Genomic DNA, 20756 nt, shown 5'->3' with positions numbered 1-20756 from the left:
GGGCGGATGAAAAAGGGGCCGGGCCTCGCGGCGCCGGCCCCCGGTGGTCAGAACGTCAGGCTGAGGTCGACACCGATCTCGCGCGGGGGTTGATAGACCCTCGAGGCCAGCAGGGCCCCGACCCCGAAGGTGTTGTTGATCACCAGTTCGTCGGTCAGGTTCTTGCCCCACAGGCTCACGCGCCAGCGGCCGTCCGGCAGCTCCAGCGACAGGCTGCCGTCCACGATGGTGTTGGCCTGGCGCACGGTCAGGTCCGTCGTGGTGTTCAGCGTGTTGAAGCTGGTGAACATGTCGGTCATGTGCCGCACGCTGGCCTGGGCCGTGACCCGGCCGAAATCGAAATCATCCTTGTAATTGAAGGTGATGCTGTTGCTCCACTTGGGCGTGTAGGGCATCGGCAGATAGGTGCGGTCGATCGTGCCCCGGCCGTCGCCCAGGTTGGCGACGAACTCGTCATAGCCGGCGTCCAGGTAGCCGACGCTGGCCGTGACGGTGAAGACGTCGGTCAGCAGGGCGGTGGCCTCGGCCTCGAAGCCCGAGATGGTGGCCTTGCCGACGTTGGCGACCAGGGTCTGGTTGATCAGGGTGCCGGGGATCAACTGCTGGACGCTTTGCTGCATGTCCTTGTAGTTGGTCGTGAAGACGGCGGCGTTCAGGCGCAGGCGACGGTCGAACAGGTCGCTCTTCACCCCGGCTTCATAGGAGTCGACGGTCTCGGAGTCATAGGGGCCGACCGCCGTGAAGGAGCCCGCCCGGCCGTTGAAGCCCCCCGCGCGGAAGCCGCGCGAATACTGGGCGTAGGTCATCAGCGTGTCCGACCACTTGTAGCTGACGCCCAGCTTGGGCGAGAAGTCGTCGAAGCTGGCGTCGAAGGTCTGGGCGTTCGGATAGAAGAGCGGCTGGGTGGTGAAGCTCTTCTTTTCCTTGCTGTAGCGGCCGCCCGCCGTCAGCGTCAGGCCCGGAAGGACCTCATAGTCGGCCTGACCGAACATGGCCCAGGAGTCGGCCTTCTGGCTGGTGTAGATCGTCGAGCCGGCCGTGGGGCCGCCGAACACCAGGCCGTACTGAGCCGTGGCGATGTCGTATTCCTGGGTCATGTAGTAGGCGCCGATCACATAGGTCAGCGGGCCCTCGGTGTTCGAGCTCAGGCGGAATTCCTGGCTGAACTGGTCATGGGTCTCGTCGCGGTGGACGGTCATGAAGGGCGTGTGCGTAGCGTCGAAGTCGCTGAGCACCTCGGTGTCGGTCTTGCGGTAGCCCGTGATGGAGGTCAGCTTGACCGGGCCCAGGTCCCAGTTGGCGTTCAGGGTGACGCCCAGGGCCTCCAGGTCCGAGAAGATGTCGTCGCCGACATGGCTCAGGAAGGGATCGCCGTCCGTGTCGGCCGGCTCGCCGAAGGCCGGCAGGACCATGTGGGGCAGGCTGACGTTCTCGAAGGCGGCGCCCGTGCCCTTGTCCTTGGTGTAGTCGACGATCAGGGTGGCGTCGAAGGTCGCGGTCGGCTGCCACAGCAGGGCGCCGCGCATCGACAGCACGTCCTGGGCGCCCATGTCCCGGCCGTCATCGTTCTTGACGTAGCCGTCATAGGTTTTGGTCAGGAGCGAGAACTTCCCCGCCAGCTGGTCCTCGATCAGGGCGCCCTCGACGCCGGCGCGCAACTCCTGGCGGCCGTTGGAGCCGAAGGTGGCCTGGCCGCGCGCGCCGAAATCGAACGACGGACGGCGCGACTGGACGCTAACCACGCCGCCGATGGTGTTGCGGCCGTAGAGCGTGCCCTGCGGCCCGCGCAGGATGGTGACGCCGCCGATGTCGAAGAAGTCCTGAACCGCGCCGACGTTGCGCGACAGATAGACGCCGTCCAGCTCGACCCCGACGGAGGGCTCGAAGCTCGATTCGACGTCGGAATAGCCCAGGCCGCGAATGTAGAAGGCGCTGGCGAAGGGGTAGGCGCCGACCGGCGCCAGGACCACGTTCGGCACCTTGCCGTCCAGGTTCAGCAGGCTCTCGACCTTGCCGTCCTCCAGCGATTCCATGCTGAAGGCGCTGACCGCCAGGGGCACGTCCTGCAGTCGCTGTTCGCGGCGCTGGGCGGTCACGACGATGTCGGCGACGGCGGCGGCCGGGGTGTCCGTGGCAGGGGCTTCCTGCGCCATGACGGGCGAGGCGCCGACGACGGCCAGGGCCGCGCTACACTTGAGCCAGTGTGAGAATTTCATGTTGATCCCTCCGTGTTCTCGTTCTGAATGCGAGATGGAAGGATTGGCGCAGCAGATCTCTATCTTGTCAAACAATCTGACGAGAAAGGTAACAAATTTGACCAAAAAGTCATTCTGTCCGCGGCCGTGCCGAGCCCCCGAACCCTTGCGGCACGAGCGAAAGGCGGCCGCCGCACGGCGCGCGCGGGCGACCAAGGGCCGCGTGATCAGACGCGGCCCTCCGTCGACATCCGGCGATCAGTCCACGTTCGACTCGTCCGCGTCCCTCTGGCGGCGCGCGACGCTGAAGCGGCGACCATAGAGCAGATAGACGGCCACCCCGGCCACGTTCCAGATCAGGAACCACAGCTGGGTCTTCTGCGGCAGGCTGGCCAGCAGATACAGGCAGCCGCCGATGGCGATGGGGCCGATGATCCAGGCCAGGGGCGTGCGGAAGCCGCGCTGCAGCTCGGGCGAGCGCCGGCGCAGGATCAGCATGCACAGCGCCACCGCGCTGAAGGCCACCAGGGTGCCGGCGTTGGCCAGTGCGACGATCTCGTCCAGCGGGAAGAACAGGGCGATGGCCCCGACGACGGCCCCGGTGAACAGGGTGATGCGCACCGGCGCGCCCTTGGGCGACAGGCGCGACAGGCCGTGCGGCAGAAGGCCGTCGCGCGCCATGACGAAGAAGATGCGGCTCTGGCCGTAGAAGAAGGCCAGGATCACGGTCGGCAGGGTCAGCACGGCCGTTACCGCCAGGAAGTGGGCGGCGCCGGGCTGGCCGATCTCGCGCAGGATCAGGGCCAGGGGCTCGGGACTGTTGGCGAAGCTGGTGAAGCTGGTCGCGCCCAGGGCCGCCATGGCGATCACCGTATAGATGGCGGCGCAGGCCAGCATGGAGCCGACGATGCCGATGGCCAGGTCGCGCTTGGGATTGCGGGTCTCCTCGGCCGCCGTGGCGATGGCGTCGAAACCGTAGAAGGCCGAGAAGATGATGGCCGCCGCCGCCATTACGCCGCGTTCGACGCCGTCGTCGCCCATGTGACGGGCGAAGCCGTAGGGGCTGAAGGGCTCCAGGTTGGCGGCGTTGAAGTGGGGCAGGGCGAACCAGACGAACAGGGCCAGGGCCGACAGCTTGATGACTACCAGGACCAGGTTCAGCGTGGCGCTCTTGCGCGTGCCGATGATCAGCATGCCGCCGATGACCACGATGATGAACAGGGCCGGCAGATTGGCCACGCCGCCCGCGTGCGGCCCCTGCATCAGCGCCATGGGCAGGCCCAGCCAGTCGTGCAGCAGGGGTGCGGCGTAGCCGGACCAGCTGACCGCCACGGCGCTGACCACCAGGCTGTATTCCAGGATCAGGCTCCAGCCGATGACCCAGGCCGCGACCTCGCCCAGAACGACGTAGCTGTAGGTGTAGGCGCTGCCCGAGGCCGGGATGGTGGTGGCCATTTCGGCGTAGGCCAGGGCGGCGCAGGCGCAGACGAAGCCGGCGATCAGGAAGGACAGAAGCACGGCGGGGCCGGCCTTGTCGGCGCCGATGCCGATCAGGGTCAGGATGCCGGTGCCGACGATGGCGCCGACGCCCATGGCCACCAGGTGCGGCCAACTGAGACTGCGGGCGAGCCCGCGCTCCTGCGCGTTGACAGTGATGCGTTTACGCACGTTCCAACCGCCCATCCGGTATCCTGTTCTTCCTTGGGGTTCTCGGCCGGTCGGGGAGCCCGGCGCGCCGTGTTGCGACAGACGCGGTCCAGATACAAGCGTTGGCTTTGCGGACCTGGGCGCATCCCGCCGTCACGCTCCGTCGCCGGAACATCTGTCACGAGAGCGGAGACAAACCGGCAAGAAACCTAAGCCGATCCGTCACTGAAGCGCGCAAGCTTCGGCGTGCACAGTCGCTATCCATGCCGCCGGGCAGGAGGGACCCAGAAGCCATCCGGACGGATCGGCCGCCACCTGTCGCATCCTTTGACCAGACCGGTGGAATGACGATGACCAGCAGCTTCAAATCCCTGCTCGCCGTGGCGGCCAGCGCGCTCGCCCTGGCGGCCTGCGGCGGCTCGGCCGAGGTGGCCTCGCCCGGCGAGGGCAATTTCGGCGGCGGCAACGGCGGCGGCAACGGCGGCGGCGGCGGCAATCCCGGCAACGGCCAGGCCGCGGCGGACTGTCCGACGGGCTTCGCCAACGTCGGCACCATCGCCAACGGCACGCTGCGCAACTGCCAGCTGCCGCAGCAGATCAACGGCTCGCTGACCGTGCCGCTGCGCGCCGGCACCATCTACTCGATCTCGGGCCGCACGGCCGTGGGCACCGACGGCGGCGTCGACGCCTCCGCCAATGCCGGCACGCAAGGAATCCTGACGGTCGAGCCGGGCGTGACGATCTTCGCCTCGGGCGGCGGCGACTATCTGCTGGTGAACCGCGGCTCGCAGATCTACGCCGAAGGCACGGCTTCCCAGCCGATCATCTTCACCAGCCGTCAGAACGTCGAAGGCACGACGACCGAGACCTCGCAAGGTCAGTGGGGCGGCATCGTCATCGCCGGCCGCGCGCCCCAGGCCAACTGCCAGCTGACCGCCCCGGTCACCTGCACCGGCCAGGTCGAGGGCACTAACGCCTTCTACGGCGGCGGCAACGCCAACGACAACTCGGGCCGTCTGCGTTACGTCCAGATCCGTTATTCGGGCTTTGAAATCTCGACCGGGAACGAACTGCAAGCCCTGACCCTGGCCGGCGTCGGCGCGGGCACCACCATCGAATACGTTCAGTCCTTCAACTCGTCGGACGACGGCATCGAAATCTTCGGCGGCAACGTCAACCTGAAGCACATCGTCATCAACGGCGCCGACGACGACGCCTTCGACACCGACACCGGCTGGCGCGGCGGCGCCCAGTTCGGCATCGTGACCCAGCGCGCCCCGAACGCGACCAGCCGCTCGGCCGGGTTCGAGTTCTCGGCCGCCCCGGCCTCGACGCCGCTGGCCCAGCGCTACAACTCCCAGCCCAAGATCGCCAACTGGACCCTGGTGGGCCGCAACTCGCCGACCGACGCCCACACCGTCGCCCACTTCGACACGGGCACGAAGGCGACCGTCGTCAACTCGGTCTTCACCAGCGCGGCCGGTTCGCTGGCCGGCTGCCTGGACATCGCCGACGCCGACACCGCGAGCGTGAACCCGCTGTTCAACTCGGTCTTCATGTCCTGCGGCATCTCCTACCGCCCGAACAACGCGGCCCGTTCGCAGACGACCTTCACGGCGGGGACCGGCAACACCGCCCTGGGGACCTCGACCCTGACGGCGCCGACCTCGGGCGTGACCATCACCAACCAGGTCCTGACCTTCATCAACGGCGCCAACGAAGCCGCCGTGACCCCAGTCAAGGCCTCCGCCGTCCACTCGGCCTTCACCGACACCGACTACATCGGCGCCGTGAAGAACGCCTCGGACACCTGGTGGCAGGGCTGGACCTGCGGCCTGACGGCCAACTCGAAGTGCTGATGAACCCTCTGGCGAGGCGGCGGTCCGAAAGGGCCGCCGCCGACCCTTTGAGCGTCCAGCCTCTCTCGTCCTTCGCAAGGCAGCCGAACATGAAGAAGACCCTGACCCGTAACGGGGTGCTGCTGGCCAGCAGCGCCCTCGTCGCCGCTTTCGGCGCGCCCAGCCTGGCCCTGGCGCAAGCCGCGACGCCCGCCGCCGCCGTGGCCCTGAGCAATGAACTGAACAGCGACCTGACCGCCGATCCGGCCAACGACCCCGAACAGGTCGCCCAGACCCCGGCGACCCAGTTGGGCGACATCGTCGTCCTGGGCCGCAACATCCCGCAACCGAACCGTCAGAGCGCCGAGGTGGCCGCCTTCCTGACGTCGGAAGACCTGCAGCGCACCGGCGACTCCACCGCCGCGGCCGCCCTGACCCGCGTGACCGGCCTGTCGATCGTCGAAGGCCGCTTCGTCTATGTGCGCGGCCTGGGCGAGCGCTATTCCTCGGCCCTGCTGAACGGCTCGCCGCTGCCCAGTCCCGAGCCGCTGCAGCGCGTGGTGCCGCTGGACCTGTTCCCGTCCAGCATCCTGGCGGGCGTGACGGTCCAGAAGTCCTATTCCCCCAACTATCCGGGCGAGTTCGGCGGCGGGGTCATCGACCTGCGCACAGTGGACGCCCCGGCCGAGCCCTTCCTGACCTTCAAGGCGGGCGTCGGCGGCAACACTGAGACGACCGGCCGCGACAACCTCGTCTATTACGGTTCGGACACGGACTGGACCGGCTTCGACGACAACACGCGCGAGGTTCCGGGCCTGATCGACCAGGCCTTCCGCGCCGGCAAGCAGATCAACCTGGCCAACTTCTCGGCCGATGAAGTTCAGGCCATGGGCCGGTCGCTGGTCAATGCGCCGCTGCGCCTGATGCAGCGTCAGCAGACGCCCGTCGACGGCAGCCTGGAGCTGGCGGGCGGCTTCCGCACCCCGACCGGGATCGGCGACCTGGGCGTCATCGCCGTCGCCGGTTACGACAACTCCTGGCGCACCCGTCAGGCGATCCAGGAAGAGGGCCAGTTCCAGGGCGACGACCTGGTGCCGGTGTCGACCTTCGACGTCGAGTCGAACCAGAACGACGTGCGCCTGAACTTCCTGGGCGGTCTGTCGCTGACGACCGACGATCACGAGGTGAAGTGGACCAACCTCTACGTTCGCACCACGACCAAGCGCGCACGCACCTCGGCCGGGCCGGACTTCGACGCCGGCGGCAGCGTGATCCGCAACGACCACACCGAGTGGTTCGTGCGCCAGCTGTTCACCAGCCAACTGGCGGGCGAGCACTACTTCGGCGCCGATGGCGCGTGGAAGCTGGACTGGCGCGCGGCCTACGCCAAGACCTCGCGCGACGCCCCTTATGAATCGCGCTTCCAGTACGGCGTCGACGCCCAGGACCGCTTCATCCACAACGTCCAGGGCAACCAGATCTCGTTCAGCGAGCTGGACGACGAAATCTGGTCCGGCGGCGTGGACCTGGCCTACAAGCTGCCGATGGCGGCGGGCCGCGAGGCGACCGTCAGCGTCGGCGCCTCGACCCTGGACAACACCCGCTCGGCCGAGCGTCACGACCTGCAGTTCGAGGCCGTCAACGGCCTGAGCAACAGCCAGCGCCAGGCGCGGATCGACTATCTGTTCTCGGACTACAACATCAATCCGTGGACGCTGCAGCTGCGCGAGATCGCCGGCTCGAACGGCGCCAACGCCTATGACGCCGACCTCAAGGTCAATGCGATCTACGCCATGGTCGACGCCGAGTTCGTGCCGACCGTGCGCACCACCTTCGGCGTCCGCTTCGAGGACGGCCAGCAGAGCGTGAGCCCGCGCGACCTGTTCGGCGGGGCGGCGGCCTTCGACGCCACCGAGATCGACGAGCAGTACTGGCTGCCGTCCTTCACCGCGACCTGGAACTTCACCGAGGATCAGCAGCTGCGCTTCGGCGCGTCCAAGACCATCGGCCGTCCGCAGTTCCGCGAACTGGCGCCCCAGGCCTACACCGATCCCGAAAGCGACCGGGTCTTCATCGGCAACCCGTATCTGACGGACACCGAGATCCTGAACCTGGACGCACGCTGGGAATGGTATTTCGGCCGCCAGCAGTTCGTCACGGCGGGCGTCTTCTACAAGAAGCTCGACAAGCCGGTCGAAGCCGTGATCGTCGACGTCGGCAACCAGCGCCAGCAGTCCTTCCTGAACGCCCCGGAAGCGACCGTCATGGGCGTCGAGGCCGAGGTGAAGAAATACTTCGAGTTCGCCGATCAGGCGGCCTTCATCTCCAACAAGCGCTGGCTGGTGCAGGCCAACTACACCTGGTCGGACTCTGAGGTGTCTGTCGGCGCGGGCGACACCGTCCTGACGCTGGGCGGCGGCGGTCAGCCTGAGCAGGCCTTGGTCTTCATCCAGGACGGCAGCCGCCTGCAAGGCCAGTCGGCGCACGTCGCCAACCTGCAGTTGGGCTGGGAAGACGATACGGCCCGATCGCAGGCCACGCTGATCCTGAACTACGTCTCGGAGCGGACCACTGCGCGCGGCGCGGGCATCGGCACGGTGCGCGAGCCCGACTATGTGCAGGAGCCGGGCGCCTTCCTCGACTTCGTCTATCGCAAGGACTTCACCGTGAAGGGCCGCGACCTGGGCTTCGCCCTGGAGCTGCGCAACCTGCTCGGGACGGACTTTGAGGAGTATCAGGAGAAGGGCAACCGGATCCGCATCAACCAGTACGACCTGGGCCAGAGCGCCTCGGTCAGCCTGACCGCGCGTTTCTAGGCGCGGACCGCGCCTGACATTTGAGCCGGGAGGCCCTCAGCGGTCTCCCGGCTTTTTATTGCCTCTCTATAGGCGGGCGTGGTGGGTGACGGTTGCGCATCATTTCATCTGAACCCGCTTCATGTGTCGTGACAACTTCTCGACGCTGTCATGGTTCGGAGCGAGCCGGGTACGGAGCATCCGCCTAGGGAGGCGAGGCGGCCGCGAGAGGCCGTTGGGGATGTTTTCCTTGCTCGCTGGCCTTCGCAAATTGAGCGCCGTTTCGTTGGGCAAGGGCGGCCTGTCCCTTCGCCGTCCCCCCCTGCGGCGCGTGGTCGAGGCGGCGCTGATCCTTCTTCTTCTGGTGCAGGGCGGGCGGCTGATCTGGCTATTTGCCGCGCCGACGCCGCAAGCGACGCAGGCGCGGCCTCTGCCGGAGGTCGACCTGGGCGTGCTGTCGCGCTTCGACGCCTTCTTCCGAAACGGCGGGGGCGGGGCCGAGGCCACGCCATCGGATGGCGGCGGCCTGACCCTGTTCGGCGTGCGCGCGGACGGCGCGGGCGGCGGCTCGGCCATCATAGGCCTGGCCGACGGCCGCCAGGTTTCGGTCGGCGCGGGCGAAGAGCTTGAGCCGGGGCTCACCCTGAACGCCGTCGCGCCCGACCACGTCATGCTGTCGCGCGGCGGCGCGCCGTTCCGTCTCGATTTTCCCGACTTGGCCTCAGGCGTAGCGCCCGTTGCGCCTGTAGCGGCGGCGCAACCCGCCGTGACTGCGCCAGAAGCGGCTTCGGCCGAGGGCGTGGTGGTCGACCCCCAACGTCTGATCGCCCAGGCGGGCCTGCGTCCGCGCATCAAAGGCCTCGGCGTCAACGGCCTGACGGTCTCCGCCTCGGGCGACGGGGGCGAGTTGCGCAACGCCGGCCTGCGCTCAGGCGACGTCATCCTGTCGGTCAACGGCACGACCCTGAACAGCCCGCAGGCCATCGCCGCCCTGCGCGGCCAGCTGGCCGACGCCCCCTCGGCCCAGATCCAGTTCGAGCGCGACGGCCAAGTCCGCTCCACCACCGTAAGGACGCGCCCATGAAGGCCCGTAACCGCTCCCTGCTCACCGGCGTTCTCGCCGCCGTCCTGGCGGCCCAGCCGCTGGCCGCCGCGCCGGTGATGGCCCAGGAGGCGCGCCAGACGCTGAACGTCCAGAACGCCGACATCCGCGCCTTCGTGCAGGATGTGGCGCGCACCACCGGCCGCACCTTCATCGTCGATCCGGCGGTGACGGGCACGGTGACGGTGTCCAGTCCGCGCCCCCTGACCCGCGCCCAGCTGTTCGAGGTCTTCCTGTCGACGCTGCGGGCCAATGGTCTGGTGGTGGCGCCGACGTCGTCGGGCGCCTATCGCATCAGTCCGGCCCAGGGCGCGGCGCAGGGCCCGGCCACGGTCGGCGCCGAGCGGTTCTCGACCGAGGTCTTCACCCTTCGCCACATCGACGCCGCCTCGGCCGCCGAGACGATCCGGCCGCTGGTCGGGGCGCAGGGGCAGGTGCTGGCCAATCCCGGCGCCAACAGCGTGGTGGTGGCCGACTTCGCCGACAATCTGTCGCGCATCCGGGCGCTGGTCGGCCGCATCGACGTGGACCGTTCCGCCTATGAGGTCGTGGCGCTGGAGAACGCCTCGGCGCGCGAGATCGCGGGCGTGCTGCAACAGGTGACGGGCGGCCCCGGCGGGCCGGGTCTGGTGACGATCACCCCGGTCGAAAGCTCCAACGCCCTGGTCCTGCGCGGCGATGGTCAGGCGCTGGCGCGGGTGCGCGGCCTGATCGCCGACCTGGACGGACGCGCGCGGGCCAGTCAGGACGTCAACGTCGTCTTCCTGGAGCACGCTGACGCCGAGCAGTTGCTGCCCGTGCTGCAACAGATCGTGGGCCAGCCGGCCGATGCGGCGGCGACCTCGTCCCCGCGCCTGCGCACCGCCCGCGCCGGGGCGACCAATACGACCCGCGGCATGGGACAGGGCGGCCTGACCACGACGGGCGAGGCTGACAGCGGGTCGATCGGCTCGACCACGGTGACCGCCACCGGACAGCGCGCCACGATCGCCCGCTTCCCCGGCGCCAACGCCCTGGTCATCTCCGGCCCGGCGGACCTGCAACGCACCTTGACCGAGGTGATCCGCCAACTGGACGTGCGCCGCCAGCAGGTGCTGATCGAGGCCATCGTCGTGGAGCTGAGCGACAAGGCCGTGCGCGATCTGGGCGTGCAGTGGCTGTTAGCGGGCGAGCAGGGCGTCGGCCTGACCAACTATTCCGATCGCGCCGCGCCGCTGGTTCCCCTCGCGGGCGGGGCGGCGGCGGGCCAACTCGACAAGGACGATCCCCTGCGCGAGCGGCTGCAGAACCTGGCCCTGAACAGCCTGCTGGGCGCCAACGGCTTCGTCGGCGGGGCGGGCGGCAAGTGGGGCGACGGCCTGTTCGGCTTCATCATCAACGCGGCCAAGACGGACGCGGGCTCCAACCTGCTGCAGACTCCGTCGATCATGACGCTGGATAACGAAGAGGCGACCTTCCTGGTCGGGCAGGAGGTGCCGATCACCACTGGCCAGACCATTCTGGACGGCAACTCCAACCCCTTCACCACGACCGAGCGCAAGGATATCGGGGTGCGCCTGACGGTGCGGCCCCAGATCAACGCAGGCGGCTCCATCACCCTGACGCTGCGGCAGGAGGTGTCGAGCATCAACGGCCTGCTGACCAGCGGCGCCAACGACCTGATCCTGGACAAGCGCGAGCTGGAGACGACGCTGGTCGTCGATGACGGCGACATCGCCGTGGCGGGCGGCCTGCTGGATCAGAACGACCGGCTGGAGGTCAGCAAGGTGCCCGGTCTGGGCGACATTCCGGGCGTCGGCGTCCTGTTCCGCTCGACCAGCCGCGAGCGGGGGCGGACCAATCTGATGGTCTTCCTGCGCCCGACCATATTGCGCACCACGGCGGACGCGCAGGGGCTGGCGGCGGACCGCTGGGGCTATATGCGCGGCGAGCAGCAGAGAGTTCATCCCGATCGCGAGCCGAGCCTCGACGCCCTGTTGCGCGACTATATGCAGGCCCAGCCGCCTGCGGCTCCGGCGGCGGGAGAGCCGCTGGTCATCGCCCCTGTCGCGCCGGTCGCGGCCCGGCCGCTGCCGCCGGTGTCGGGGGGCGCCCGGTGATCACCGTCGTCGATCCACGCCTGCCTTACGGCTTCGCCAAGACGCACGGCGTCCTGCTGCTGGCGGCGGGCGAAGTGATGGCGGTGGGGGTGCGCGAGGGCGCAGACCCTCTGGCGCTGGTCGAGGCGCGCCGCGCGCTGGGCCGCCCGCTGGAGGCGACGCCGCTGAGCGCCGCCGCCTTCGACCGCAAGCTGTCGGAAGTCTATGCGGGAGAGCAACTGACGGCGGCCGACGGCGACGACCTGTCCCTGCCGGTGGGGCTGGACAGTCTGGTGGATGACATTCCGGCGGCGGCGGACTTGCTGGACGCCACGGACGACGCGCCAGTCATCCGCCTGATCAACGGCGTCATCGCTGAGGCCGCCCGCATCGGCGCCTCGGACGTGCATCTGGAAAGCTATGAGACGCGCCTTCTGGTGCGGATGCGGGTGGACGGGGTGCTGCGCGAGGCGCTGAGCCTGAATCCGCGCGTGGCGCCGCTGCTGGTGTCGCGCATCAAGGTCATGGCGCGGCTGGACATCGCCGAGAAGCGCAAACCCCAGGACGGGCGCATTCCCCTGACGCTGGGCGGCAAGTCGCTGGACGTGCGCGTCTCGACCCTGCCGTCGCGGGCGGGCGAGCGGGTGGTGCTGCGGATTCTGGACAAGGATCAGGCCGGGCTGACGCTGGACCGTCTAGGCATGGACCCGGCGGCGCTGGAGGCCTTCCGCCATGCGCTGGCCGAGCCGAACGGCATCATCCTCGTGACCGGGCCGACCGGCTCGGGCAAGACGACCAGCCTCTATGCCGGACTGTCGCTGCTGAACGACGGCTCGCGCAACATCCTGACGGTCGAAGACCCGGTTGAATACGCCATGGAGGGCGTGGGCCAGACGCAGGTGAACCCCAAGGTCGGCATGACCTTCGCCGCCGGTCTGCGCGCCATCCTGCGTCAGGACCCGGACGTGGTCATGGTCGGCGAAATCCGCGACACGGAGACGGCGGCCATCGCCGTTCAAGCCTCGCTGACAGGCCATCTGGTTCTGTCGACGGTCCACACCAATGATGCGGCCGGGGCCGTGACGCGGCTGCGCGACATGGGGGTCGAGCCCTTCCTGCTGGCCTCGACCCTGCGGCTGGTGGTGGCGCAGCGGCTGGTGCGGCGCCTGTGCCCGCACTGCCGGATCGAGGAGACGGCGGACAAGGCGACGGCGCGCCTGATCGGGGCCGAGGGAGGCGTGCGGGTCTGGCGGCCGCACGGCTGCGCCGACTGCGGTTCGACCGGCTATGTCGGGCGGATCGGCCTTTATGAGACGCTGGCGGTGGACGAGAAGTTGCGTCGCCTGATCGCCTCGGGCGCCGATGAGGACGCGGTGTTCGACGCCGCCTTCGCGCGCGGCGGGACGCTGGCCGACCGGGCGCGGGCGCTGGTGCTGGAGGGCGTCACCTCGGTCGAGGAGGCCCTGCGCGTGGCGCGTCAGGAGACCGCCGCCGAAGAGGTCGCGGCCTGATGGCGGCTTTCGACTACATCGCCGCCGACGCGGCCGGGCGGACGGTCAGCGGCTCCGTGACTGCCGCCGATGAGGCGGCTGCGCGCAAGGCGCTGGCGAAGCGCCAGTTGGCCCCGTTGCAACTGACGGCCGGTCGTTCGGGCGCGGTCGCCGCGCCTTCGAAGGTCGGCAAGGTCGGGCGCCTGTCGCCCAAGACGCTGGCGCTAACCACGCGGCAACTGGCGACGCTGATCTCCGTCTCTCCGCTGGAAGAGGCGCTGCGCAATCTGATGCTTCAGGCCGACCGGCCCAATGTCCGCCGCGTGCTGGAAGGCGTCCACGCCGGGGTGATCGAGGGGCGGCGCCTGTCCGACGCCATGGGCCAGCAGGGCGCGGCTTTTCCGCCGCTGTATCGCGCCATGACGGCGGCGGGCGAGCAGTCGGGCGCGCTTCAGCCCATCCTTGAACGCCTGGCCGACGGGCTGGAGCGGGACGAACAAGTGCGCGGCAAGGTGTTGACGGCGCTGGTCTATCCGTGCGTGCTGGCGGTGGTGGCGCTGGGCGTCATCGTCGCCATGATGGCCTATATCGTGCCCAAGGTGGTCGATCAGTTCGACAGCATGGGCCAGACCCTGCCGCTGCTGACGCGGCTGGTCATCGGCCTGTCGGACCTGATGCGCGACTGGGGCTGGCTGATCCTGTTGACGCTGGCGGCCGTGGTCGCCGCGGGGTTGATCGCGAGGCGGCGCGAGGCGGTGCGGCTGAGGCTGGACGCCTGGGTGCTGAGGCTGCCGCTGGTCGGTCGGCTGACGCGCGACCTGCACGGGGCGCGCATGGCCCGCACCCTGTCGACCATGATCGCGGCGGGCCTGCCGGTGCTGGAGGGGCTGACCATCACCGCCCGCACCGTCTCCAACCGCGCCCTGCGCCGCGCCACCGAACAGATGGCCGAGGCCGTGCGCGAGGGCGGCGGCCTGTCGGCCGCCATGCGCCGCGCCGAGGTCTTCCCGCCCATCCTCGTCTACATGGCCGCGTCCGGCGAAAGCAGCGGCCGTCTGGAGCCCATGCTGGAGCGCGCAGCCGACTATCTGGAGCGCGAGTTCTCCAACTTCACCGCCGTGATGCTCAGCCTTCTGGAGCCGGCGATCATCGTGATCATGGGCGGGATCGTGGCCGTGATCGTGCTCTCGATCCTGCTGCCCATCCTTCAGATCAACACCCTGGCCCTGGGGTGAGAGAGGCATTGATGTCCGTTCTCGAGACCTGCGCCCGACGCTTGCGCCACATCGCCAAGGCGCGCGCCCGACGCGCTCAAGCAGCGAGCCGCCGCGCGGCGAGGGGTAGCGCACGACAAGGCTTCACCCTTGTCGAGCTAATGGTGGTCATCGTCATCATCGGCCTGTTGGCGACGGTGGTGGCGATCAACGTCCTGCCCAGTCAGGACAAGGCCATGGTCGGCAAGGCGCGGGCCGACATCTCGGTGCTGGAACAGGCGGTGGAGACCTATCGCCTCGACAACCTGACCTTCCCCACGGACCAGCAGGGGCTGAAGGCCCTGACCGCGCCGCCCGCGGATCTGGCGCGGCCGGAACGCTATCGCCAGGGCGGCTATGTCCGCCGCCTGCCGGAAGACCCGTGGGGCAACCCTTACCAATACCGCCGTCGCAGCGCGCATGGCGGCCAGTTCGATATCTGGTCCTTCGGCGCCGACGGCCAGGAAGGGGGCGAGGGAAATGACGCCGACATCGGCAACTGGCAGGGCTGATCGGGCTCGATCGGCGCGCGCACAACGCGCTCAAATAGGCAGCCGCCGAGCGGCGAGCGGTAGCGCACGACAACTCGCTCAAGCAGCGCGGGCCCGAGGCGCGCGCGGCAGCGAACAAAGAATAGGCTTCACCCTCGTCGAACTGATGGTCGTCATCGCCATTATCGGCGTGGCGGCGGGGGCGTTGGTGCTGTCCATGCCGGACCCGCGCCCGACGCTGGCGGTCGAGGCCGAGCGGTTCGCCGCGCGCCTGACGCTGGCGCGCGAAGAGGCGGTGATGACCAACCGCCCGGTGGCGCTGCGCGCCGACACGGCGGGCTATGGCTTCGAGGCCTTTGACGGCGCGGTCTGGACGCCGCTGACTGGCGTGTTGGCTCCCACGGCATGGGAGGAAGGCGCCGCCGTCGCCGCGCCCGCGCGCGCCGTCTTCGACCCGACCGGCGGGGCCGACGCCGCCAGCGTGCGGCTGGAGCGCGGAGGGCAGGCCGTCATTGTCGCCATCGACGGGGCGGGCGAGGTGACGATCCATGAGTGAGTGTTCGTCCCGCGCGGGCTTCACCCTGATCGAGTGTCTAGTCGCTTTGGCCGTGTTCGGTCTGGCGGCGATGGCGCTGCTGAACCTGTCCGGCGAGAGCACGCGCTCCGCCGCGCGGGTCGAGACGCGGACGCTGGGCGGCATCGTCGCCGACAATGTCGCCGCCGAAGCGATGATCGCGCGCGACCTGCCGAGCGGCACGGCGTCGGGGCAGGCGGCGTTAGGCGGGCGCGACTGGCGCTGGGTGCGGGTGGTCAGCGCCACGGACATGCCCGGCGTCGGCCGCATCGACGTGCGCGTCTTCGCCGATGAGGAGCAGGCCGCCGAGCGCGTGCTGTTCCGGGCGGCGGGGGCATGAAGAAAGATCGCCTGTCCGCTCAAGCAGCGAGCCGCCGCGCGGCGAGCGATAGCGGAAGAAAAAGAGCCGGATTTACACTGGTTGAGGTCCTGATCGCCCTATTGATCTTCGCCCTGCTGGCGGGGGCGGGCGCGCTGGTGCTGGGGCAGTCGATCGAGACGCGGTTCGCGGTGAAGACGAACGCCGACCGAGTGGCGGCGCTGCAACGCACGCGCGCCCTGCTGCGCGCCGATCTGGCCCAGGCGACGGGGCGGCGGGTGCGCGGGCCGACGGGGCGTCCGGCGCCTCAGGCGATCATAGGGCCGCAATTGCCGGGCGATCCCCTGCTGGTGCTGGCTCGCAGCGGCTGGAGCAATCCGGACGGCGCGCCGCGCGCCTCCTTGCAGCGCGTCGAATACCGGCTGGTCGAGGAGCGGCTGGAGCGTCGGGTGGCGCCGTATCTGGACGGCGCGCGGGCCGGACCGCCGCAGGTGCTGTATCGCGGCGTGAAGGACGCCCGCGTCGCCTTCATCCAGAACGGATCGGAGGCGCCCGCCTTTTCCGCCAGCAGCGACCGGCCCCTGCCGGACGCGGTGCGGGTGACGCTGACGCTGGACGGCTTCGGCCCGGTCGAGCAGCTGTTTCTGGTCGCCGCCGCATGAAGCTGGGCGCGCGCGATCGCCGGGGCATGGCCCTGCTGACTGTCCTGCTGCTGGTGGCGGTGATGGCGGCGCTGTGCGTGGTGCTGCTGGACGATGTGCGCTTTTCCGTGCGCCGCACGACCAACGCCGAGAGCCAGGCGCAGGCGCAAGGCTTTGCGGCGGGGGCCGAGGCGCTGGCGCGACGACGACTGTCCGATCTGGTCCGCGCCGATCCCGCGCGCACGCCGCTTCAGCCGCACTGGAACGGCCGTGTCTTCGCCCTGCCGCTGGACGACGGCGAGGGGCGGGCGGTGATCCGCGACGGCCAGTCCTGCTTCAACCTGAACAGCCTGGTGCTTGGCCAGGGCGAGGACCTGATCGCACGGCCCGAAGGGGCGGCGCAGTTCATCGCCCTGGGCACCGCCCTGGGTGTTCCGCGCGGACGGATGGCGGCGGTCGCGGCGGCGCTGACCGACTGGATGGATGGCGACGCCGAGGTCTCGGCGCAGGGGGCGGAAGATTCCACCTACGCCAGCCGCCAGACGCCATATCGCACGGGCGGGGTCATGCTGGCCGAGGTCAGCGAACTGCGCGCCGTCGCCGGGGTGGACGAGGCCCTTTATCGCCGGTTGAGGCCCCATCTGTGCGCCCTGCCGGAGGCGCGGCTGTCGCCGCTGAACCCCAATACGCTGGAGCCGCAGGACGCCGTGCTGCTGGTCGCGATCAGCCGGGGCGTGGTGGGGCTGAACGCAGCCAAGGCGGCCATCGCCGCGCGCCCGGCGGCGGGGTGGAGCAGCCCCGGTGCCTTCTGGGCTCAACCCGCCCTGGCGGGCGTGGTCGTTGATGAAGAGACCAAGGGCCAGATCACCCTGGCCAACCGCTATTTCGACCTGAGGGTGGAGATCGAGCACGGCGACGCCCGCGCCGTGCGCACCGCCCTGATCCATGTCGCGCCCGACGGCATGGCGCGCACTGTCATCCGTCGCTGGACGCCTGAAGAATGAGCATGGAAGAATGAGCCACGCCCGCATCCTGTTCATCCCGACCAACGCGACCTTGCCCGCGCGTTTCCTGCTGGTCGACCGCGAGGGCCGCGTCGTCGGGCGCGGCGAGTTGGACCCGCATCAGGCCGAGACCCCGCCGTCGATGCGGACCATCGCCGTGGCCCCCGGCGCGGACGTCATGACGCGCTGGCTGGAGCTGCCGCCGGGCAATATGGCGCAGGCCAGAGCCGCCGCGCGCTGGGCGCTGCGCGATCAGGCGGCGGGCGAGGTCGAGGGGCTGGATGTAGCTCTGGGCGCGGCTCCCGCCGACGGCGGCCCGCGCCTGACGGCGGCGGTCTCGGCCACACTGCTGCAGGCCTGGCTGCGCTGGATGGAGACGTTCGACATCGGGCCCGAGGCCGTGGTGCCCGACAACCTGTGTCTGCCCGCGCCGCAGGAGGCCGAGACCCTGACCGCCGCCCGGGTCGGCGCCGACGTGGCCCTGCGCGGCTCGACCTTCGCCGCGACGGTTCAGCCGGATCTGGCCGAGCCCGTGGCGGCCGGGCGCGCCCTGGTCTGGTTGGAAGGCGCGGCGCTGGACGCGGCCCTGGCGGCGGGGGCGCTGGCGGCGCCGGTCGACCTGCTGCAGGTCCACGACCGGCGTGAGCGGGGGCAGGCGGCCAAGGGCTGGCGGTTGGCGGCCGGTCTGGCGGCGGCCCTGCTGATCTCGCCCCTGATCTTGATGGCCGCCGAGGGGTTGCGCGACCGCGCGGCGGCCGATCGCGCCGAGGCGGGCGCCAGGGCAGGGGCCGTGAAGCTCTACCCCGAACTGGCGACGGCGGCCGATGCGGCGTCCGAAGCCCTGCGCCGCCTGGACGCCGGAGCGCCGCCGGGCGGAACCGCGCGCGCCCTGGCCGCCGTCTTCGCCGCCGTCGAGCGCGTGCCGGGCGCTGAGTTGGACGACGCGACCCTGGGCGGCGAGGGCCTCCGCGTCACCCTGGCCCATCCGGCCTTCAACGACCTGGACGCCGTCCGCTCGGACCTGGCCGAGGCCGGTCTGGCCGTGGTCGACGAAACCTCCGCCGAGGAGGAAGGCCGCATGGTCAGCACGCTCACGATTGGAGGCGCCCGATGAAGGCCCCATTCTCTTCCATCGCCGCCTGGTGGGACGGCCGGTCGCTGCGCGAGCGGCGGATGCTGGCGGTCATGGGCGCGCTCGTGCTGGGCGTCATCGGCTGGCTGGGCCTGGTGCGCCCGCTGGACGGCTGGACGGACGATCAGGCGCGCGCCCGCGTCGCCGCCGAGCGACAGTTGGCGCAGATTGAGACGGCCGTGGTTCAGCGCGGCGTCCGTCCGACCGAGACGGTCGATCTTCAGACCCTGGTCGCCGCGACCGCGCCGACGGCGGGCGTCCAGCCGACGCTGGGCATGTCCGAGGGCGGGCGGCTCGGCTTTCGACTGGATCGCGCAACGAGCGCCCAGGCCTTCGGCTGGCTGGCCGCGCTGGAGCAGGGCGGGGCGCGCATCGAGGAACTGGGCGTGGTCGAGAATCCGGACGGGACGCTGGGCGTCACCGGCGCCCTGTCCGGGGGATGAGCGACCTCAAGCCGCGTCGTCGTGCGGGCGTATGGTCAGGAAGGCCGGCAGCAGACTGGCCACCACCCTTCGGCTGGCGTCCTCGGGCTGATCCAGCATTTCGCGCAGGGGCCCGCCGATCAGGGCCTCGCCGAAGGCGCTGAGGGCGATGAACAGGACGGCTGAGCCGATGATCTCGTCGGCCCGGGGACCTTCCAGGCCGACCTTTTCCTCTATGGCGACGACCAGATCCTGCACCGCCGCGCGCACCGGCTCGAGGTGGGACAGATCGCCGGACAGGGCGATCCAGGCCGCCAGTCGGCCCGCGCCTCCGGTCGAGAAGGCGTCGAACACGGCGTTGATCAGTTCCAGCGGCGCCCCCTCGTCGGTGCGGAGGCGCGCAACGGCGGCGCCCAGGGCCTCGTTCAGGTCCGCCACCATCGATCCCATCAGGGCCGACTGAAGTCCGGCCGCCGAGCCGAAGTGGTGGATCAGATTGGCGTGGGTCACGCCGATCTCGCCCGCCACCGCCGACAGCGTCACCGCATTCGGTCCGCCCGACAGCAACAACTCGCGCGCCGAGACGACCGCCTCGCGGCGCGCTTCTTCAGGAGAACGCCGCCGACGACGCGGTTTTTCAGTCTTATTAATTGACATCTATGTAAATGACAGCCATGTAGGTAGGTGTGTGTTAAAGGGCGTTTAGGGGTACTGCAAGTGACGGTCGCGCACTCATTTCAGTCTGGCGATGACGCGCCGGTCCGCTCGCCGGCCAACGCTTCCTCACGCAGGGTGCAGCCGTTGCGCGCCCTTCGAGCCATGCGGCGGCTGGTGGCCGACAAGGACGACACCGAACAGGTGTTCGAGATCATGAACGCCCTGTCCGGCCGATCCGTGGATTGGGGCTATGAGAAGCTTCTGAAGACCCCGTCGGGCGGCCGTCAGGCCTATCGGCGCCAGGAGTTGGCGGACCGCCTGCAGGACGGGGCCTGGTTGGCGGGGCTTCCGGCGGGCAGCGTTGGGGCCGCCTATCTGGCCTTCGTGGAGGCCGAGGATGTCTCGGCCTATGGCCTGGCGGAAGAGAGCCGCAAGATTCCGGACAGCGAGATCGAGGCGGCGCACCCTCGCGCCTGGTTCGCGCGGCGCCTGCGCGACGTGCATGACGTCTGGCACGTGCTGACGGGCTATCGCGCCGACGCCCTGGGCGAGGCCTGCGTCGTCGCCTTCTCCCTGCCGCAGACGCGCAGCGCGGGCTTCGGCCTGATCGCCGCCGTGATCGCGATTCAGTTCGCCCGGGCCAGGACCGGCCATCCCTGCGCCCGCGCCGTTTTCCGGGCCTGGGGCGACGGGCGTCGCGCGGCCTGGCTGCCGGGCGAGGACTATGAAGCTCTGCTGGCCGAACCTTTGGACGAGGCGCGCCGGCGCCTGCGCATTCCGCGGCCGACGCTCTACGAGCGCGTGCCGACGTCCCTTTGCAACGCCTATCGCGGCGGCAGGGCCTGAGCCTGCCCGGGGAATAGGAGGCGGCGTCTTGCGCGTCTGAAGCGCCCGAGTCGGAAGGGCAGCCTTTACTGTCAAATCAAATGACAACGTTCGCTGAAGCCTTACCTAAGGTAACGCACAATAATGTAAGTAATGTATTGACAGGTCGGTGAATAGATGGATCGTAACGAGGTTATGCCGTCGGCGGCGCCGCCTCGTCGTACGGTCGATCATCCAGGGGGCGGGGAAACGTGCATCCATTCAGCCGGGGCGCTGTGTGGATTTCGGGGAGG

General features: G+C 69.7%; 17 protein-coding genes. 14 read left to right on the top strand and 3 right to left on the bottom strand.

Annotated features, from left to right (window positions below):
• Positions 1 to 47: 47 nt before the first annotated feature.
• Positions 48 to 2216: a TonB-dependent receptor gene (locus D8I30_RS00845; RefSeq protein WP_121481049.1), complete on the bottom strand. Its 2169-nt coding sequence runs from the start codon at positions 2214 to 2216 to the stop codon at positions 48 to 50.
• Positions 2217 to 2453: 237 nt separating this feature from the next.
• Positions 2454 to 3878 carry an amino acid permease gene (locus tag D8I30_RS00840; RefSeq protein ID WP_121481048.1) on the bottom strand — a complete coding sequence of 475 codons (1425 nt, stop codon included), beginning with the start codon at positions 3876 to 3878 and terminating at the stop codon, positions 2454 to 2456.
• A gap of 314 nt (positions 3879 to 4192) precedes the next feature.
• Between D8I30_RS00840 and D8I30_RS00835 the strand changes: the two genes are divergently transcribed.
• From D8I30_RS00835 to gspM, 13 genes are all read left to right on the top strand, one after another.
• Entirely contained in the window at positions 4193 to 5701 is a 1509-nt protein-coding gene (locus tag D8I30_RS00835) for a hypothetical protein (RefSeq protein ID WP_205570732.1), read from the top strand.
• An 89-nt stretch (positions 5702 to 5790) separates the two neighbouring features.
• The gene (locus tag D8I30_RS00830) at positions 5791 to 8496 is read left to right on the top strand and encodes a TonB-dependent receptor domain-containing protein (protein ID WP_121481046.1); all 2706 of its coding nucleotides are present in this window, start codon (positions 5791 to 5793) and stop codon (positions 8494 to 8496) included.
• A 250-nt stretch (positions 8497 to 8746) separates the two neighbouring features.
• Entirely contained in the window at positions 8747 to 9559 is an 813-nt protein-coding gene (locus tag D8I30_RS00825; RefSeq protein ID WP_240387275.1) for a type II secretion system protein N, read from the top strand.
• A complete protein-coding gene (gene gspD, locus D8I30_RS00820; protein WP_121481044.1) occupies positions 9556 to 11676 on the top strand; it encodes a type II secretion system secretin GspD in 2121 nt (706 codons plus the stop codon). Before D8I30_RS00825 ends, gspD begins: the two co-directional genes overlap by 4 nt.
• Positions 11673 to 13166, top strand: a complete 1494-nt coding sequence (gspE, locus tag D8I30_RS00815) for a type II secretion system ATPase GspE (protein WP_121481043.1) — start codon at positions 11673 to 11675, stop codon at positions 13164 to 13166. Before gspD ends, gspE begins: the two co-directional genes overlap by 4 nt.
• Positions 13166 to 14380, top strand: a complete 1215-nt coding sequence (gene gspF / locus D8I30_RS00810; RefSeq protein ID WP_121481042.1) for a type II secretion system inner membrane protein GspF — start codon at positions 13166 to 13168, stop codon at positions 14378 to 14380. Before gspE ends, gspF begins: the two co-directional genes overlap by 1 nt.
• Before the next feature lie 50 nt (positions 14381 to 14430).
• Positions 14431 to 14910 (top strand): type II secretion system major pseudopilin GspG, encoded by a 480-nt coding sequence (gene gspG, locus D8I30_RS00805; RefSeq protein WP_276118940.1) that lies wholly within the window; start codon positions 14431 to 14433, stop codon positions 14908 to 14910.
• A 121-nt stretch (positions 14911 to 15031) separates the two neighbouring features.
• Positions 15032 to 15445 carry a GspH/FimT family pseudopilin gene (locus D8I30_RS00800; RefSeq protein ID WP_121483331.1) on the top strand — a complete coding sequence of 138 codons (414 nt, stop codon included), beginning with the start codon at positions 15032 to 15034 and terminating at the stop codon, positions 15443 to 15445.
• Complete coding sequence (gene gspI, locus D8I30_RS00795; RefSeq protein WP_121481040.1) at positions 15438 to 15803, top strand: type II secretion system minor pseudopilin GspI; 366 nt, start codon at positions 15438 to 15440, stop codon at positions 15801 to 15803. The genes D8I30_RS00800 and gspI overlap by 8 nt, the downstream gene beginning before the upstream one ends.
• The gene (gene gspJ, locus D8I30_RS00790; protein ID WP_162938753.1) at positions 15800 to 16444 is read left to right on the top strand and encodes a type II secretion system minor pseudopilin GspJ; all 645 of its coding nucleotides are present in this window, start codon (positions 15800 to 15802) and stop codon (positions 16442 to 16444) included. Before gspI ends, gspJ begins: the two co-directional genes overlap by 4 nt.
• Before the next feature lie 26 nt (positions 16445 to 16470).
• Positions 16471 to 17427: a type II secretion system minor pseudopilin GspK gene (gspK, locus tag D8I30_RS00785; RefSeq protein WP_240387273.1), complete on the top strand. Its 957-nt coding sequence runs from the start codon at positions 16471 to 16473 to the stop codon at positions 17425 to 17427.
• A 10-nt stretch (positions 17428 to 17437) separates the two neighbouring features.
• Positions 17438 to 18541, top strand: a complete 1104-nt coding sequence (gene gspL / locus D8I30_RS00780; protein ID WP_162938752.1) for a type II secretion system protein GspL — start codon at positions 17438 to 17440, stop codon at positions 18539 to 18541.
• On the top strand, positions 18538 to 19002 hold the full coding sequence (gene gspM, locus D8I30_RS00775) for a type II secretion system protein GspM (protein WP_121481037.1): 465 nt from the start codon (positions 18538 to 18540) through the stop codon (positions 19000 to 19002). The genes gspL and gspM overlap by 4 nt, the downstream gene beginning before the upstream one ends.
• 6 nt (positions 19003 to 19008) lie before the next feature.
• Here the strand turns inward: gspM and D8I30_RS00770 are convergent, their stop codons facing one another.
• On the bottom strand, positions 19009 to 19638 hold the full coding sequence (locus D8I30_RS00770; protein WP_121481036.1) for a TetR/AcrR family transcriptional regulator: 630 nt from the start codon (positions 19636 to 19638) through the stop codon (positions 19009 to 19011).
• A gap of 135 nt (positions 19639 to 19773) precedes the next feature.
• Here D8I30_RS00770 and D8I30_RS00765 point away from each other — a divergent pair, with 135 nt between their 5' ends.
• Entirely contained in the window at positions 19774 to 20484 is a 711-nt protein-coding gene (locus D8I30_RS00765; protein ID WP_240387272.1) for a Coq4 family protein, read from the top strand.
• The last annotated feature ends 272 nt before the right edge of the window (positions 20485 to 20756 follow it).

It is taken from the genome of Brevundimonas naejangsanensis (assembly GCF_003627995.1).
Classification (GTDB): Bacteria; Pseudomonadota; Alphaproteobacteria; order Caulobacterales; family Caulobacteraceae; genus Brevundimonas; species Brevundimonas naejangsanensis_B.
The sequence above is the reverse complement of the archived record's forward strand: the minus strand, read 5'-3'. Positions and strand labels throughout refer to the sequence as shown.

Coding starts and splice junctions, on each gene's coding strand:
- D8I30_RS00845 (WP_121481049.1), bottom strand. CDS start 2,216: ATGAAATTCTCACACTGGCTCAAGTGTAGCGCGGCCCTGGCCGTCGTC.
- D8I30_RS00840 (WP_121481048.1), bottom strand. CDS start 3,878: ATGGGCGGTTGGAACGTGCGTAAACGCATCACTGTCAACGCGCAGGAG.
- D8I30_RS00835 (WP_205570732.1), top strand. CDS start 4,193: ATGACCAGCAGCTTCAAATCCCTGCTCGCCGTGGCGGCCAGCGCGCTC.
- D8I30_RS00830 (WP_121481046.1), top strand. CDS start 5,791: ATGAAGAAGACCCTGACCCGTAACGGGGTGCTGCTGGCCAGCAGCGCC.
- gspD (WP_121481044.1), top strand. CDS start 9,556: ATGAAGGCCCGTAACCGCTCCCTGCTCACCGGCGTTCTCGCCGCCGTC.
- gspF (WP_121481042.1), top strand. CDS start 13,166: ATGGCGGCTTTCGACTACATCGCCGCCGACGCGGCCGGGCGGACGGTC.
- gspI (WP_121481040.1), top strand. CDS start 15,438: ATGAGTGAGTGTTCGTCCCGCGCGGGCTTCACCCTGATCGAGTGTCTA.
- gspJ (WP_162938753.1), top strand. CDS start 15,800: ATGAAGAAAGATCGCCTGTCCGCTCAAGCAGCGAGCCGCCGCGCGGCG.
- gspK (WP_240387273.1), top strand. CDS start 16,471: ATGGCCCTGCTGACTGTCCTGCTGCTGGTGGCGGTGATGGCGGCGCTG.
- gspL (WP_162938752.1), top strand. CDS start 17,438: ATGAGCCACGCCCGCATCCTGTTCATCCCGACCAACGCGACCTTGCCC.
- gspM (WP_121481037.1), top strand. CDS start 18,538: ATGAAGGCCCCATTCTCTTCCATCGCCGCCTGGTGGGACGGCCGGTCG.
- D8I30_RS00770 (WP_121481036.1), bottom strand. CDS start 19,638: ATGTCAATTAATAAGACTGAAAAACCGCGTCGTCGGCGGCGTTCTCCT.